At 55.9% G+C, this 16,117-nt stretch carries 15 protein-coding genes, 1 tRNA gene and 1 pseudogene; 4 read left to right on the top strand and 13 right to left on the bottom strand.

Annotated features, from left to right (window positions below):
* Positions 1-197: 197 nt before the first annotated feature.
* The 3 genes from fadJ to HZZ01_RS01340 form a co-directional block, all read right to left on the bottom strand.
* Entirely contained in the window at positions 198-2,294 is a 2,097-nt protein-coding gene (fadJ, locus tag HZZ01_RS01350; protein WP_179895186.1) for a fatty acid oxidation complex subunit alpha FadJ, read from the bottom strand.
* Positions 2,294-3,604 (bottom strand): acetyl-CoA C-acyltransferase FadI, encoded by a 1,311-nt coding sequence (gene fadI / locus HZZ01_RS01345; RefSeq protein ID WP_179895185.1) that lies wholly within the window; start codon positions 3,602-3,604, stop codon positions 2,294-2,296. The genes fadJ and fadI overlap by 1 nt, the downstream gene beginning before the upstream one ends.
* 158 nt (positions 3,605-3,762) lie before the next feature.
* Positions 3,763-4,059 carry a YfcZ/YiiS family protein gene (locus tag HZZ01_RS01340; RefSeq protein WP_179895184.1) on the bottom strand — a complete coding sequence of 99 codons (297 nt, stop codon included), beginning with the start codon at positions 4,057-4,059 and terminating at the stop codon, positions 3,763-3,765.
* A 358-nt stretch (positions 4,060-4,417) separates the two neighbouring features.
* Between HZZ01_RS01340 and fadL the strand changes: the two genes are divergently transcribed.
* Positions 4,418-5,701 carry a long-chain fatty acid transporter FadL gene (fadL, locus tag HZZ01_RS01335; protein ID WP_179895183.1) on the top strand — a complete coding sequence of 428 codons (1,284 nt, stop codon included), beginning with the start codon at positions 4,418-4,420 and terminating at the stop codon, positions 5,699-5,701.
* An 86-nt stretch (positions 5,702-5,787) separates the two neighbouring features.
* On the opposite strand, the gene mlaA is transcribed toward fadL, so the two are convergent.
* The 10 genes from mlaA to ccmA form a co-directional block, all read right to left on the bottom strand.
* On the bottom strand, positions 5,788-6,552 hold the full coding sequence (mlaA, locus tag HZZ01_RS01330) for a phospholipid-binding lipoprotein MlaA (protein ID WP_179895182.1): 765 nt from the start codon (positions 6,550-6,552) through the stop codon (positions 5,788-5,790).
* 150 nt (positions 6,553-6,702) lie between these two features.
* The gene (ccmI, locus tag HZZ01_RS01325; protein WP_179895181.1) at positions 6,703-7,914 is read right to left on the bottom strand and encodes a c-type cytochrome biogenesis protein CcmI; all 1,212 of its coding nucleotides are present in this window, start codon (positions 7,912-7,914) and stop codon (positions 6,703-6,705) included.
* The gene (locus HZZ01_RS01320; protein ID WP_179895180.1) at positions 7,914-8,366 is read right to left on the bottom strand and encodes a cytochrome c-type biogenesis protein; all 453 of its coding nucleotides are present in this window, start codon (positions 8,364-8,366) and stop codon (positions 7,914-7,916) included. The genes ccmI and HZZ01_RS01320 overlap by 1 nt, the downstream gene beginning before the upstream one ends.
* Positions 8,363-8,920, bottom strand: a complete 558-nt coding sequence (locus HZZ01_RS01315) for a DsbE family thiol:disulfide interchange protein (protein WP_179895179.1) — start codon at positions 8,918-8,920, stop codon at positions 8,363-8,365. Before HZZ01_RS01315 ends, HZZ01_RS01320 begins: the two co-directional genes overlap by 4 nt.
* Positions 8,917-10,875, bottom strand: coding sequence for a heme lyase CcmF/NrfE family subunit (locus HZZ01_RS01310; protein WP_179895178.1), 1,959 nt, complete (start codon positions 10,873-10,875; stop codon positions 8,917-8,919). Before HZZ01_RS01310 ends, HZZ01_RS01315 begins: the two co-directional genes overlap by 4 nt.
* Positions 10,872-11,357, bottom strand: coding sequence for a cytochrome c maturation protein CcmE (ccmE, locus tag HZZ01_RS01305; RefSeq protein ID WP_179895177.1), 486 nt, complete (start codon positions 11,355-11,357; stop codon positions 10,872-10,874). Before ccmE ends, HZZ01_RS01310 begins: the two co-directional genes overlap by 4 nt.
* A complete protein-coding gene (gene ccmD / locus HZZ01_RS01300) occupies positions 11,354-11,587 on the bottom strand; it encodes a heme exporter protein CcmD (protein WP_179895176.1) in 234 nt (77 codons plus the stop codon). Before ccmD ends, ccmE begins: the two co-directional genes overlap by 4 nt.
* Positions 11,584-12,324, bottom strand: coding sequence for a heme ABC transporter permease (locus HZZ01_RS01295; protein ID WP_179895175.1), 741 nt, complete (start codon positions 12,322-12,324; stop codon positions 11,584-11,586). The genes ccmD and HZZ01_RS01295 overlap by 4 nt, the downstream gene beginning before the upstream one ends.
* 53 nt (positions 12,325-12,377) lie before the next feature.
* On the bottom strand, positions 12,378-13,037 hold the full coding sequence (gene ccmB, locus HZZ01_RS01290) for a heme exporter protein CcmB (protein ID WP_003853097.1): 660 nt from the start codon (positions 13,035-13,037) through the stop codon (positions 12,378-12,380).
* On the bottom strand, positions 13,037-13,654 hold the full coding sequence (gene ccmA / locus HZZ01_RS01285; protein WP_179895174.1) for a cytochrome c biogenesis heme-transporting ATPase CcmA: 618 nt from the start codon (positions 13,652-13,654) through the stop codon (positions 13,037-13,039). The genes ccmB and ccmA overlap by 1 nt, the downstream gene beginning before the upstream one ends.
* A 242-nt stretch (positions 13,655-13,896) precedes the next feature.
* On the opposite strand from ccmA, the gene HZZ01_RS01280 reads away from it, so the two are divergent.
* From HZZ01_RS01280 to HZZ01_RS01270, 3 genes and pseudogenes are all read left to right on the top strand, one after another.
* Positions 13,897-14,832 (top strand): formate/nitrite transporter family protein, encoded by a 936-nt coding sequence (locus tag HZZ01_RS01280; protein WP_179895173.1) that lies wholly within the window; start codon positions 13,897-13,899, stop codon positions 14,830-14,832.
* A 238-nt stretch (positions 14,833-15,070) separates the two neighbouring features.
* Positions 15,071-15,145 (top strand) — tRNA-Arg (locus tag HZZ01_RS01275).
* 179 nt (positions 15,146-15,324) lie between these two features.
* A pseudogene (locus HZZ01_RS01270) lies at positions 15,325-15,981 on the top strand (tyrosine-type recombinase/integrase); the annotation flags it as partial.
* Positions 15,982-16,117: the final 136 nt, after the last annotated feature.

The following is a 16,117-nucleotide window of genomic DNA, read 5'->3' as shown; positions in this document are numbered from 1 at the left end:
GCCCGACGCGTAGCGCCTGACTCTTCACTCTGCGAATGAACGCTGTGTTTTACCCTAATGGCTTCAGTATAGTCAACCGGTTGTTTATTAAATAAGCACTTCTCAGAATCATGCTGCGCCGCACACTCTGGCAGCCTTTTTCTAAGCCGCTGAATCGGATTGGTTATTCCATTTTCAGCAGAAATGTAAAATTTCGTCTATTTTTTGGCCGCCTCAATCAGCGCTTCACAGGGAGCAAAACGTTCCCCATGTTGCTGCGTAAGCCGGGTTAATCTGTTGACGACGTCTGCCGCCCCCAGTTTGTCGATGTAGTGGAACGGACCGCCCAAAAATGGCGGAAAACCGATGCCAAACACCGCACCGATATCGCCATCGCGCGCGCAGCGAATCACCTGCTCATCAAGACAGCGGGCCGCCTCATTCAGCATCATCATTACGCAGCGTTCAGCAATCTGCGCTTCACTCTGCCTGGCCTGCGGCGTGATCCTCAGCAATGTGTACAACGAAGCGTCAGGTTTTTTACGCTGCCAGCGCGGCTGGTCATAGCGATAAAAGCCTTTGCTGTTTTTACGCCCCTTGCGGCCATCTTTCAGTACCGCATCAAAAGCGGCTGGCGCGGCAAAGCGTTCGCCATAGGCCTGATGGAGTATGGGACTGATTTTGCTGCCGACGTCAATGCCGACCTCATCCAGCAGCTGAATCGGGCCGACCGGAAAACCAAACTTCACCAGCGCCCGATCAATATGGTCAATTGGCTCGCCCTCAAGCAGGCAACGCATCGCTTCATTTATATAGGGCGTCAGAATGCGGTTAACATAGAAACCCGGCTTGTCCGCCACCACAATCGGGGTTTTGCCCTGGTTGCGCGCCAGCGCCACAGTCGTCACCACCGTTGCGGTGGAGGTGTTCATATGGGGGATCACTTCCACCAGCGGCATTTTATCGACCGGACTGAAATAGTGCAGGCCGATGACGTTTTCCGGACGCTGCGCTTTGGCGGCGATCTCTTCAATCGGCAATGAAGAGGTGTTCGAGGCAAACAGCGTGTGCGGCTGACAGTGTGCCTCCACTTCGCTGACCATCTGCTGCTTTAGCGTTAAGTCTTCGAATACGGCTTCAATCACAACGTCGCGCTGTGAAAAGCCCTGATAATCCGTCCCGCCTGTGATACGTGCCATCTGCTGCTGCCGCTGTGCCGGCGTCAGCTGACGTCGTCTGACTTTTTTACTCAGCAGTTCCCAGCTGCTTTTGAGCGCATGGTTTACCCCTTCCAGGCTGATATCCTTGATGCGCACCGGCAAGCCCGCGTTGATTGCGGTGACGCTGGCGATGCCGCCGCCCATCAGGCCACCGCCGAGAATAGCGACGCTCTTAATTGTGGCGGGTTCCGCTTCACCGCCCCGCTCCTTTTTCATCGCTGTAGTGGCGAAAAAGATCCCGCGTAGCGCAACCGATTCTGGCGTCATCGCCAGTTCACCGAAGGCACGCGCTTCAGCGTCGTGTCCGGCCCGGCTTCCCTGTTCCAGACCAGTGCGCACCACCTCAATAATGCGATTTGCTGCCGGATAGTTACCCTGTGTTTTGGCGGCTGTCTGACGGGTCGCCAGCGCAAACAGTGCCTGACGACCCACCGGACCGTGCAGCAGACGATCGCGCAGCGGCAGCGTTCTTCCACTGACCTTGCCCTTTTTCACCCGGGCGATGGCGGTCTCCAGAAGAATCGCCTGCGGCACCGCGTCATCCACTACACCCAGCTTACGTGCCTGTTTAGCCCGCAGCGTTTTGCCGGTCAGAATCAGCGGCAGCGCCTGCTGCACACCGATTAAGCGTGGCAGCCGCTGAGTGCCGCCAGAGCCTGGCAGCAAGCCGAGCTGCACCTCCGGCAATCCCAGCCGGGTTTTCTCATCCAGCGAGCAGATACGTGCATCACAGGCCAGCGCCAGCTCCAGCCCGCCACCCAGACAGGCACCGTGGATAGCCGCAACCACCGGGAAAGGCAGCGCATCGATCGCAGCCATCACTTCCTGACCCTGCTTTGCCAGCGCTTCGGCTTCCTGCGCACTCTGACAGCGATCGATCATACTGATGTCCGCGCCAGCGATGAAGTTGTCCGGTTTGCCGGAGATCAACACCAGGCCCGCCAGCTGCGGGTCGCGCCGCGCCTCCGCAATAATGTCGGTGATCTGCGCAGCAAATTCCGCTTTCAGGGTGTTCATCTTCTCGCCAGGGACATCGATCGTAATGATGCCGACGTGATCCAGTCGCATCTTCAGATGAAACGCATTTTGCTCCATTATTCGGCCTCCAGAATCATTGCCGCACCCAGACCACCTGCTGCGCAGGCGGTGACCAGTCCTAACCCGCCACCGCGACGGCGTAATTCATTTAGCGTCTGGGTGATCATGCGCGCGCCCGTGGCGGCAAAAGGATGACCATAGGCGATTGAACCGCCCAGCACGTTAAAGCGCTCTTCATTCACTTCGCCCAGCGCATGCGGACGATTCAGCACCTCGCGGGCAAAGCGCTCGTCGCGAAACATGTGCAGATTGCTCAGCGTCTGGGCGGCAAACGCTTCATGCATATCGATCAACGTCAGATCGGCCAGGGTTACGCCAGCGCGATCCAGTGCCAGCGGTGAAGCATACGCCGGGCCCAGCAGCATATCCTGTTGCACCCCAATCGCGGTAAAGGCATAGCTGCGCAGATAACCCAGCGGTCTGATACCCAGTTCACGAGCGCGGCCTTCGCGCATCAGAATCACGGCAGCCGCGCCGTCGGTAAGTGGCGTACTGTTGGCCGCAGTGACACTACCGTGCTGGCGATCAAACGCCGGACGCAGTCGGGCGTAATCCTCCGCTTTGGCGTCTATGCGAACGTTATTGTCCTGATCGATAGCGGTTTTCCACGGCGGCACAAAGGCTGCAATCACTTCCTGATTCAGTACGCCGGATTGCCAGGCTCTGGCGGCATGTTGATGGGAGCGCAGCGCCAGCGCATCCTGTGCCTCACGGGTGATGCCGTGACTCTTGGCCATCTGCTCTGCCGTATCGCCCATGCGCAGGCCGGTCGAATACTCCGCCACTGCGGGTGGCACTGGCAGCAGATCGCGCGGGCGCAGACGTCGCAGGATGTGCAGTTTCTGCCCAAAGCTGCGGGCTTTGTTGAGATCCACCAGCGCGCGAGCCAGCGTTTTACTGACGCCGATTGGCAGCACTGAAGAGGAGTCCGCGCCGCCGGCCATGCCCGCAGAGATGGTGCCCGCCATCAGACTTTCTGCCACATTCGCTACCGCCTGAAAACTGGTGGCGCAGGCACGGCTGACGCTGTAAGCGTCGGTGTTCACACTCAGTCCGCTGCTTAATACAATTTCACGCGCAATGTTCGGTGCTTCCGGCATCTGCACGACCTGACCAAAGACCAGTTGCTCGATCACCTCAGCGGGAAGTTCACTGCGCGCCATTAATTCGCTGACCACCATACGTCCCAGCTCAATGGCGGGAATGCCATGAAAGCCGGTCGCCTGGCGCAAGAAAGGGGTGCGTAACCCGTGGGTTATTGCGATGCGTTCACCATCACGCGTCAGCAGCGGCTGCGCTTTGCTCATTGTTCTCACCTGTGGCTGGGACTGTGGCATCATTGCCTGAAGAGGTCTGACCTGATCAGTGTTAACCACAAGCGGGTGAGCCGCCAATATCGGAAGGGAAAAAGTGCGAAGGGAAACACGAAAATGAAAAACGCCGCATTAACGCAGCGCTTTGGGACTTAACGCAAACCGAGCTGAAAAATCATGGTTTCAGCCTGGCAGCTGAAGGTGAAATCGATATCCAGCTGTACACCCTGATTCACTTCGCTGAAGCGCGATTCAATCAGGCAAGGTTCTGACTCAACCTCACGCGCGCGCTGGGTGAGTTGCGCTAATTTAGTTTCAGCATCCGCACGCTGAACAAACCACTCCGACCAGCTTGCGGTGCAATCGGTGTTATCCATTACTGTGCCCACATCAACACAACAACAGGCTGCGGTTTCGGTCGCACTGCATTTTTTAATGGCATCAGTCATTTCATTCTCCTGACCAGTAATCTGGCGGGTTACGCGATTTTATCGTCGAAATTTTACCTGCTCGCTGAAAAATGCGCCACGCGCATGGCGCTAAGTGACGAATATCACAATAAAAATTGATCCAGAACAAACTGGAATCGGTATGCTGTGCAGAATCGGGGCTGTTTTGTTAAGCAGATCGAATTTTAAGCGATCAACCCTGAAATATTTTAAAAACAATATTGCAACATGCACACAGGTCGGACCTATACTCTCCGCACTGGTCTGATATGTGCGCTTTACATCAGTCCCTACAATCCGCCGTCCTTTGTTACGCGACGTTATAGCGTTAAATAATAATTCACATGAGGTTGTGGTCATGAACCATAAAAACCTGTTTGCAAAGTCAGCCGTGGCGGCTGCAGTGGCGCTTGTCTCTTCACACGTTTACGCAGCTGGATTTCAGTTAAATGAATTCTCAACGATTGGTTTAGGTCGCGCATATTCAGGCGAAGGGGCAATGGGTGATACGGCGGCGTCAGCCAGCCGTAACCCGGCCACGATGGCGTTAATGGATCGCCCGGAATTTTCACTCGGGGCAGTGTATATTGCGCCGGATGTCAACATCAGTGGTCGCAGTCCCAGTGGCCGCAGTCTGGATGCCAATAATATTGCCCCGAATCAGTGGGTCCCCAATATTCATTACGTTCAGCCTATCAACGATCAGTGGTGGATTGGGGCGTCCGCAACGTCAAATTACGGCTTAGCAACAGAGTTTAATAATGGTTATACCGCAGGCGGCTATGGCGGTAAAACCGACCTGATGACCGGCAATTTAAATCTCAGTACCGCCTACCGCTTTAATGAACATTTTAGTGTGGGTGTCGGTTTTGATGCCGTTTATGCCAAAGCCAAGATTGAACGCTATGCGGGTGAGTCAGGTGCAAGGCTGGGGGTTCCGGCTGATACCCAGGTGGCTCATCTGAAAGGTGATGAATGGGGCTACGGCTGGAATGCTGGCATCCTGTATGAAGTGGATGAAAATAACCGCTTCGGCTTTACCTATCGTTCAGAAGTGAAAGTCGATTTCGATGGCGATTACAAAAGTAATCTCTCCTCCCGGCTGAATGCGGTGAATAATCCGCAAGTGTCAGGCGTACCTTTTGGCACCAACGGCACTACCGTTCCGGGCGCGTTAACTCTGAATCTGCCAGAGATGTGGGAAGTGTCGGGCTGGCATAAAGTGGCACCGCAGTGGGCGGTTCACTACAGCATGGCGTACACCAGCTGGAGCCAGTTCCAGGAGCTGAAAGCCACCGGTTCAAACGGCCAGACGCTGTTCTATAAAGATGAAAGCTTCCACGATGCATACCGCATCGCGCTGGGCACCACCTATTCCTACGACAAGAACTGGACGTTCCGTACCGGTATTGCGTTTGATGACAGCCCGGTGCCGGCTGATAAGCGTTCAATCTCTATTCCTGACCAGGATCGTTTATGGCTGAGTGCCGGTACCTCTTATGCCTTTAACGATGATGCTTCGGTCGATTTAGGTGTTTCTTATATGCATGGTCAGAAAGTAACGGTGAAAGAAGGTCCTTATACCTTTACCTCTGAAGGCAAAGCCTGGCTCTACGGCGCGAACTTTAACTACAAGTTCTGACTGGCGAGCAGGATCAAAAAGGGCGACTCAAGTGAGTCGCCCTTTTTCGTGGCTGCGTATCGCTGGCTGGCTCAGAGAGCATGCATTTACTGCGCGTCGATATCTTTCAGGTCATCCTGAATCGCGGCGGCGTTAGGATTGTCTTCCGGCTTGAGCTTACCGCCGCGCGCCAGGAAGTCGTGACGCTGGAAGTAGGCATTACGGATAAAGGCGTACGGATCGCTCTGCTGTTTCAGGATCGCATCGGAATCCAGCAGCTGCGCGCGGGTCTCGATGCCTTCAAGCGTCCACTTACCGATCGACATCGGCCAGGTCAGCCAGCCGAGGATGGGATAGAGGGTATCAACGTAGTCGCCGCCATCCTGACGCACCGTGAAGCTGCCGTAAGCGGGCAGTTCAACATAAGGGCCATAGCCAACGCCGTAATGGCCCAGCGTCGTCCCGAAACGGTGCGGTTCTTCACGCGCCAGTTCCGGATTCGCTTTACCAGCAACGTCAATGAAACCGCCCAGACCCAGCACGCTGTTCAGGAAGAAACGGGTGAAGTGAATACCCGCGTCACGTCCGTCACCGACCAGGATGGCATTGACCATGCTGGCAGGCTCTTCCAGGTTGCCGAGGAAATTGCTCAGGCCGGTGCGGGCCGGGACCGGCACATAATCACGCCAGGCCACAGCGACCGGACGCAATACATACGGATCCAGCACGTTATAGTTAAAGTTAAACATCGTGCGGTTAAAGCCTTCGAACGGATCGCTGCGCTGAGCAGGATCGCTATTCGCCGGCTTTGAACTGGCACAACCCACCAGAAGGACGCTGGCCACAGCCAGGCTGGTCAGGCGATAATTCATTCCAATCTCCCTGTGCGGATGAAAAAGGTCTACCCATCGTTCAGGTCACAGCCCGGTGTCGAACCGGCTTACCCGATGAGCATAGCTGACTTTGTGCCAGAGGCAGGAGGCAATGGCACGCATCATTATTAACGTTATCAATTTTTACGTTCAGGGAAGCTGCTTATTGATCTCTACCGCGATTGACTGATGCCCATCCCAGGGCGTTACGGCGCTCAGCCCCAGCCAGTCACCCGGCTGCGGATTGGCGCTGCCATCGCGGGAGATTCGCACCCGAACCTCCACCTGATGCTGCGCCGAAAGCAGACGATCCGGCATCATGGCGTTACTGTCATCCAGCGTCAGCGACAGCGGGAAGTGGCTAAGCGGCATCCGCTTAACCGCCACCGGCACGGGTGAATTTCCGTCAGAAACCGAAATATACAACACTCCGTCCGGCGGTAACATTTTTTCTGCCTTTGGTGTCAGCGTCACGGTCAGTGCCAGCTGACGACTCTGCTGCCCTGCCTCACTTTTTGCCTTTTCAATGCTGCGGGCGATCATCGCGTGCCGCTTATCATCGGCAGGCAACAGTCTTAAAAGAGTCTGCCATGCGTCGATAGCCTGATCGTATTGCTGCTGGCCATAGGCATTAAATGCCAGCAGGCTCAGCGTCCGCAGATTTTGCGGATCGGCTTTCAGCAATGATTGCAGCAGCAGTGACGCCTGACGGTTATCCTGCGGATCAGGGGATCGCGTCAGGACTTCTGCATAATCCTGCTTCAGCGCCAGATCGTTGGGGGCCAGCTGTAAGGCATGCTCAAACGCCTGGCTGGCGATCTCCGCATTATTCAGCACCATGCCGAGCCGCCCAAGCATCGTCCAGTCGGCCAGATTATCCGGTTCAGTCTGCAACGCGGTACGCAATCCGAGCTGTAAACGTGCCAGCTCTTCCATGCTAAGCGGTTTAGCACCAGGGTCCATCAGTCGGGCACGCAGCTCAGGATACGCCTGCTGCACCTGCATCCAGCCGGTGAATTGCGCCAGTCCTCCGGTTTTCAGATAAGTCCCCAGTGATACCGCAATCAGCACGATCAGGCCTGGCAGCAAAATCCAGCGGCTGCTGCTGTGTGGCTGCATCGTCTGTGCCGGCGGAATATCTGCCAGCAGCGTCTGCTGTAATTCCTGCTCCATCAGCGGTCGCTCAGTGACAACGCCCTGCTCTTCATCCTGGGCCAGCTCCTCTACACGCTGATGGTAGAAACGCTGATTAAGGCGATCGCGATCGCCTGCGCTGGCCTGACGTTGCCGCCATCCCGACGCCAGAAAGAGTGTGCAGGCGGCCAGAAGTAACAGAAAAAGGGTGATCCAAAATGCACTCATTACGGCTTCCTGTCTGACTTCAGTAGCGCATTAAGACGCTGTTGCTCATCTTCATCCAGCTCACTGCGGGTTTTACGCTGACGGCTGCGCAGGATGATTACCACGCCGCCCAGCAGCGCAAACAGCGCCGGGCCAGCCCAAAGAATCACGGTTGAAGGCGTCACCGGTGGCGAGTAGCTGACGAAGTTGCCATAGCGCGCCACCATGTAGTCAACAATCTGCTGGCGACTCTGCCCCTGCTTCATCAGTTGATAGACTTTCAACCGCATGTCGGCGGCAATCATGGCGTTCGAGTCGGCGATGCTGTTGTTCTGGCATTTCGGACAGCGCAGTGAAGCCGTCAGATCGCGGTATTGCTCTTCCTGCGCCACCGAGTCAAATTGCAGCGTGTCGATAGTCGCCCACAGGTTGATGCTGAACAGCAGACCGCAGAGCAGTAACAGCGTTCTCATGATCCCGCCTCCGCACTGTATTTCATCCACAAGGGTTTCACTTCCTGATCCCAGACGCGCGCATTCAAATCGCCCGCGTGGCGATAACGGATAATCCCTTTACCGTCGATCAGGAAGGTTTCCGGCGCGCCATAGACGCCGAGATCCAGGCCCAGCATGCCGTTGCCATCATAAAGGCTCAGCGCGTAGGGGTTGCCCAGTGTGTTCAGCCAGTTCACTGCTTTTTGACGATCGTCTTTGTAGTTAAGCCCGACAACGCGAATGCCCTGCTCCGCCAGCGTATTCAGATACTGATGTTCGGCGCGGCAGGTCGGGCACCAGGTCGCCCAGACGTTCAGCAGTATCGGTTTGCCATCGGTCAGTACGCGCTGGTCGTAGATTTTGCCTGGCTGATCCAGTGCTTCCAGCCGGAACAGCGGCACCGGTTTGCCAATCAGCGCGGATTCGAGACGGGTCGGGTCGTCACCATCGGCATTACGGGTCAGCTGCCACAGCAGCGCCGCCGCCAGCAGCAGAAACAGCATCAGGGGAATAAACAGGATTTTCTTGTTCATGGCCGCGCCTCCGGTTCCGCTTTTTTACGCGAACGGTAGCGGGGGTCACACAGGCAGAAGAGCCCGCCCAGCGCCATCAGCGCGCCGCCAAACCAAATCCAGCGGACAAAAGGTTTGTAGTAAATGCGCACGGCCCAGCCACCATCCTCCAGCTCTTCGCCCAGTGCCGCGTAGAGATCGCGGCTGAAACCGCCATCGATCGCTGCTTCGGTCATCATGGTGCGGGCAGCCGTATAAAAGCGTTTTTCTGCCTGCAGCGTCGCTTCATGTTTGCCGTTGCGGGTCACATCAATAATGCCCATGCCACCGCTGTAATTAGGCCCCTGCAGATTCTGCACGCCGCGGAAAACAAAGTGATAGTGATGAATATCGACGCTATCGCCCGCCTTCATCCTTACATCGCGTTCCACGCTGTACTGCGTGCTGAACGCTATCCCAATCACCGTTACACCCACACCCAGATGGCCCAGCACCATGCCCCAGTGGCTGCGTGACAGGTGACGTAAACCGGCAAAGAACGGATGACGATGGGTGGCGCGCTCATGCAGTTCCAGCAGCGTCAGCACGATAATCCAGAGTGACATCAGCAGGCCAACTACGGTCATTGCTTCAATGCGATCCTGCAGCCACCAGGGAATGATGACGGAACAGGCCAGGGTCACGATCAGCGCCAGCGCAAGCCGTTTTGCCAGCTTCTGCGGCTCATCGCGACGCCAGCGCACCAGCGGACCGATTCCCATCAACAGCGCAAACGGCGCCATCAGCCAGCTGAACATCGTGTTGAAGAACGGCTCGCCCACCGAAATGCTGCCCAGTCCCAGTTGCTTGTGAATCAGCGGCAACAGCGTGCCGAGCAGGACCACCAGCATCGCGGCAATCAGCAGCACGTTATTGCCCAGCAAAAACGATTCGCGCGACCAGGTTTCATTCTGTACCCGGCCACGCACCTGCCCGCCTTTGATGGCGTAGAGCAGCAGCGAGCTGCCGATGACAATCACCAGAAACGCGAGGATGAACATGCCACGCGCCGGATCGGAAGCAAAGGAATGCACCGACACCAGTACCCCGGATCGCACCAGGAACGTCCCCAGCAGGCTCAGCGAAAAGGCGGTAATCGCCAGCAGCACGGTCCATGCCTTAAAGGTGCCACGCTTTTCAGTGACCGCCAGTGAGTGCATCAGGGCGGTACCCGCCAGCCATGGCATAAACGATGCATTTTCAACCGGATCCCAGAACCACCAGCCGCCCCAGCCCAGTTCGTAATAGGCCCACGCAGAGCCAAGTACGATACCGATGGTCAGAAAGACCCAGGCCGCAGTCGTCCAGGGACGTGACCAGCGTGCCCAGGCGGTATCCAGTCGTCCGGCCATCAGTGAGGCAATAGCAAAGGCAAATGCCACTGAAAAACCGACGTAACCCATATAGAGCAGCGGTGGATGGAAGATCAGGCCGATATCCTGCAGCATCGGATTCAGGTCATGGCCGTCTATCGGGAAGTCCGGCAGCGTGCGGCCAAACGGATTAGAGGTCAGCAGGATAAACAGCAGGAAGCCGAGATTGATCATTCCCATCACCGCCAGCACACGGGCCAGCGCATCCTGCGGCATACCGCGACTGAATATCGCCACTGCCAGTGTCCAGGTGCTCAGCAGCAACACCCACAACAGCAACGATCCTTCATGCGCGCCCCAGGTGGCGGCGATGCGATAATAAACCGGCAGCAGACTGTTGGAGTTTGTGACGACATAGGCAACGGTAAAATCGTTACTGATAAAGGCCCAGACCAGCAGCGCAAAAGCCGCCGCAATACAGACAAACAGACCGCTGGCCAGCGGACGCGCCATCGCCATCAGGCGGGCATCCTGGCGCACTGCGCCCCACAGCGGATAGCTGCTCAGCAACAGAGAGAGACCCAGCGCCAGACAGAGCAGAAAGGTACCAATTTCGGGCATCATGATGATTTATTTCCCGCCTGATAAAGCGACTGCGGGCCGGTGTGATTACTCTTCATCGCGTCTTCAATCTCCGGCGGCGTATATTTCTCATCATGTTTTGCCAGCACTTCTTTGGCGATCACCTGATTGCCCGCCGCCAGCACGCCCTGCGCCACGACGCCCTGCCCTTCACGGAACAGGTCTGGCAGGATGCCTTCGAAACTGACGCTGACCACGCCACGCGCATCATAAAGTTTGAACGAGACCGCCAGCGTTTTCGGATCGCGCCGGACACTGCCCGGCATGACCATGCCACCCACGCGCAGCCGCTGTCCCGCTTCAGGCTTCTCGTGCGCCTGACCTTTGCCGTAGAGGATTTCGCCAGGGGTATAGAAGAGATCGATGTTTGAGCGCAGTGCATACATCACCAGCGCGGTGGCCAGGCCGAGGCCGAGCAGAATGGCCACTGCGGCATAGAGGCGGTTGCGTCGACGGGTATTCACACTGTCTCTCCTGCCGCTTCAGCCGCGGCTTTTTTAGATTTCGCCGCCCGGATACGGCGTTCCCGCGCATCGCGCTGGCGGATCTCAGCCAGCAGGCGGCGGCGCAGCAACAGGGTATGCAGCGTCAGGCCGACAAGTGGAAGCAACGTGCAGGTAACCGCAAGCCAGACGTAGAAGGCGTAGCCTCCCATCGCAAAGAAGGCGTGCCAGGAGGAAAAGGCTGGAGTCATGCCTGCTCCCCCCGCTTCGCCACATCAATCGCCCAGGGACGATGGCGTTCGGTTAACAGAATCAGGTTGCGCAACCGCATCAGGGTCAGCGTGACAAACAGCAGCAGATAACCGAGGATTGCCCAGCGCAGCGGCGTGCGCATGACCGGCGCAATCGCCTGCTGGAGAATGCCTGACGAGCCCTGATGGAGGGTGTTCCACCACTGTACTGAAAAGTGAATGATCGGCAGATTGACCACGCCGACCAGAATCAGAATACCCGCGGCCCGGCCTGCGGTGCGGCGGTCATCAAAAGCGTGATAAAGCGCAATCACGCCCATATAGAGGAACAGCAGCACCAGCTCTGACGTGAGTCGGGCATCCCAGATCCACCAGGTACCCCACATCGGCTTGCCCCATGCAGAGCCGGTGACCAGCGCAATAAAGGTAAAGACCGCGCCCACCGGAGCCATGGCGGCAGAGATCAGATCGGCCATTTTCATCTGCCACACCAGGCCGATAAAGGCGGCGATAGCCATCGAAGCATAGATGCCCATCGACCACATCGCGGCGGGTACATGAATGTACATGATGCGGAAACTGTCGCCCTGCTGATAGTCAGCGGGGGCAAAGCCAAATCCCCAGACCCAGCCCAGCAGCAACGCCGCCAGTCCGGCGATGGCGAACCACGGAACCAGTCGCCCCGAAAACTGATAGAGCCGTTCGGGCCTGGCCAGCTGATGTAACGCTTTCCACATATCAAATGCTCACATTAACGATAAAAGAGTGTTGCCGCGTCTTTTACGCGCGGTTACTGCAACGTAATTCTTAGCGCCGCGGCCGTGGCAAACGGCGCGAGCGTAGCGCTGCCCACCAGCATAGCGCCGAGAATTGCCAGATAGCCGCCAATCGGAAGCCCCTGACTGGCCGCCTCCATCGCCGCACTGGCGAAGATCAATACCGGAATAGCCAGCGGTAATACCAGCAGGCTCAGCAGCACGCCGCCGCGCCGTAATCCCACTGTCAGACCCACGCCAATCGCACCGAGGAAACTCAGCGTTGGCGTGCCGAGCAGCAGCGTCAGAGCCATTGCCCGCCAGCCGTTAAAATCCAGCGACAGCAGCAGCGCGGCCAACGGTGACAGGATAATCAGCGGCACACCCGTGACCAGCCAGTGCGCCACCACCTTGCCGATAACTGTCACCGGCAGCGGCGTCGGCAGCAACACCAGCTGCTCCAGCGAGCCATCGCTGAAGTCATCACGAAACAGCCGCTCCAGCGCCAGCAGCGACGCAAGCAGTGCGGCAACCCAGGCAACGCCCGGTGCAATGCGCGCCAGCTGTTGCGGGTCCGGTCCGATACCCAACGGAAACAGGGTAATGACGATCAGGAAAAACCAGAGTGGATTAACGACATCCGCACCGCCGCGAAAGGCGATGCGCAGTTCACGCTGGATGAGGCGAAACAACATCAGTCTGCCTCCACGTCGCCGAGGCGAATTTTACGCACCCGCGCTGCCTCTACAGGCAGATCCTGATGGGTGGTCAGGATCACTGCACCGCCGTTATCGGCATGCCTGACGAATTTCGCCATTAATTTTTCAATGCCCGCTTTGTCGATGGCGGTCAGTGGCTCGTCGAGAATCCAGATGCGGGCCTGGCTAAGCCACAGCCGCGCCAGCGCCACACGACGCTGCTGCCCTGCCGACAACCGGCTGACCGGCACCTCTTCATCGCCAGTGAGATCGACGCTTTCCAGCGCAGAAAAAATCTGCGCATCCCTGCAATCGGGATGGTAAAAGCGCAGATTTTCCAGCGGCGTGAGCACGCCTTTGACACCGGGTTGATGGCCCAGATAGAGCATCGCCTGATGCCAGGCCTCGCGCTGCCGTAGAATCGGTTGATGCTGCCAGCGTATTTCACCCTCTTCCGGACGGCTCAGGCCAGCCAGCAGGCGCAATAACGAGGTCTTACCGGCACCATTGGGGCCTTCAATCTGCACAATGTCACCTGCGGATACGTGAAATGAGAGCCGCTGGAACAGCGACCGTTCGTCGTATGCACAAGTGAGTGTAATGATTTCCAGCATTCAGGGGGGAGTCGCACCAGCTAAAAGTGGCCGGGATATTACCACAATGTTGCTGTGGGCCGAAGTGTGAGCCAGCGCTCAGTTTGGCTGGTGAGGGATTATTCGTGCGGTATCAGCAGTAGTCGGAATAAAAATGCAGTTCCGAAAAACGTTGTTACGCTTATTCGCATCGGCCGTTACATTTCCGACAAATAAAAAACGGCTACGCTTATAACGTTACAGCACTATCACCAGGAGAAAATATGAAGCCTTCATCAGATAATGAACAGGGTCCTAACGACGTAGAGAGCGAAGAGAAGGACAAGGGCACTGACATCGAAGTTGATGAAGAGGCTTTACCCTCCCGCGCTGCTGCAATTCATGAAGAGATTCGCCAGGACGGCGAAAAGGAGCTGGAGCGCGACGGCATGGCGCTGCTCTGGTCAGCTATTGCGGCCGGCTTATCCATGAGCGCCTCGCTGATGGCTAAGGGGATATTCCATGTACATCTGGATGGCGTACCGGGCGCATTCCTGCTGGAAAACCTCGGTTATACCTTTGGTTTTGTTATCGTCATTATGGCGCGCCAGCAACTGTTTACAGAAAACACCGTAACAGCCGTGTTACCGATAATGCACAAACCGACCTGGGGTAATGCGGGTCTGCTGTTACGGTTATGGGGCATTGTGTTGCTGGGTAACCTGATCGGCACGGCACTGGGTGCGCTGGCATTCAATGAGATGCCGATATTTGACGAGGCCACCCGTCAGGCCTTTACCAGCATCAGTATGAAAGTAATGGAAAACACCCCCGGTGAGATGTTTGCCAATGCAGTGATTTCCGGCTGGATTATCGCCACCATGGTCTGGATGTTTCCCTCGGCGGGCGGCGCCAAACTACTGGTGATTGTGATGATGACCTGGCTGGTTGCGCTGGGCGATCTGGCGCATATCGTGGTGGGCTCGGTGGAAGTACTCTATCTGGTGTTTAACGGCAGCATCAGCTGGCATGAATTCTTCTGGCCTTTTGCCCTGCCGACCTTACTGGGCAACATTACTGGCGGCACGCTGATTTTTGCGCTGATCAGCCACGCGCAGATCCGTAATGATATGAGTGAAGCGGCCGTGGCGAAAGCGAAGGCTGATAAGAAGAAGCAGGAGAAACGCCGCCAGCGTGAAGAGAAGGAAGAGGCGGAGTAAACGGCAAAGGCAGACAGAGCAGATGTGACTGCGTTGTCTGCCTTCAGGCATGCTGGCTGAATAGGTAACATTGAGAACCTGGCTGCAGCATGCGGGAAAGCGTCATTTTCAGCGTGAGCGGATTTCAGCGATTCGCCCGCGACAGCAGCGAGCGCAATATCGGGATTGCTGGCAGAATGAGCAAACGCGCGGCAGCCTGGTGAATCTTCAGGACTGTTTCGCTATACTGCACGCCGCTGTCCTCTTAGTTAAATGGATATAACGAGCCCCTCCTAAGGGCTAGTTGCAGGTTCGATTCCTGCAGGGGACGCCAAATGTTAGCCCACCTAAGTATTTCAAAGTCTAGTCAACTCTTTAACTTCAAACACTTACCTCCCGTTAATAGCCCATTGACGTTTACCGCTGTATTTCAAAATCCACTCTGTTTAGTTGGTACATATGTTGGTATGTTAAGTTCGATATTGCAGATACCATCATCTGAGGGTTTTTAGTATGGCGCTCACAGAGTTAAAAGTAAGAAATACAAAGCCTTCTGATAAACCTGTCAAAATGACCGACGGTAATGGTCTGCACCTGTTGATCACCACAAGTGGTTCCAAGTACTGGCGTTTTCAGTATCGCTTCGCTGGTAAACAGAAAATTCTCGCACTGGGAGTTTATCCAGAGGTTTCATTGTCAGAAGCCAGACGAAGAAGAGATGAAGCCCGTCAGCTCGTTGCAAACCATGTAGACCCAAGTGAGAAGCGCAAAGCAGAAAAGATTGAGAGCAAAGGCTTGCTAACATTTGAGCAAGTTGCACAACAATGGCATACCAGTAACAGAACCTGGTCAGACAGTCATAGAACAACTGTTTTGAACAGCCTTGTTTCCCATGTGTTCCCAGTCATCGGCAAACGTAATATCAGCGAGCTAAAAACTCGTGATTTATTGGTTCCTTTGAAAAAAGCAGAAGCTTCAGGACACAATGAATTAGCTTCCCGATTACAACAACGCATTACGGCGGTGATGAGGTATGCCGTTCACAATGCATTGATTGAACAGAATCCTGCAAACGACCTCGCTGGTGCAGTTGTTTCCGCTAAAAGTGTCCATCGCCCTGCCCTTTCTCTGGAACGATTGCCAGAGCTTATGAACCGTTTGGAAGCATATACCTGGTAGTCATACCCGATTTAAGAATAAAAACTAATAAAGCCTTATTGCATAAGTAATACAGCGGCGCCAAAAACTAATTTGGAAAGTATTCTGTTAAGTTTTCATGTTTTTTGATCTTAAAACTTTACAATTT

Source organism: Pantoea sp. WMus005, assembly GCF_013415305.1.
GTDB lineage: Bacteria > Pseudomonadota > Gammaproteobacteria > Enterobacterales > Enterobacteriaceae > Pantoea > Pantoea rara.
This window is presented reverse-complemented; position numbering and strand designations above follow the sequence as displayed.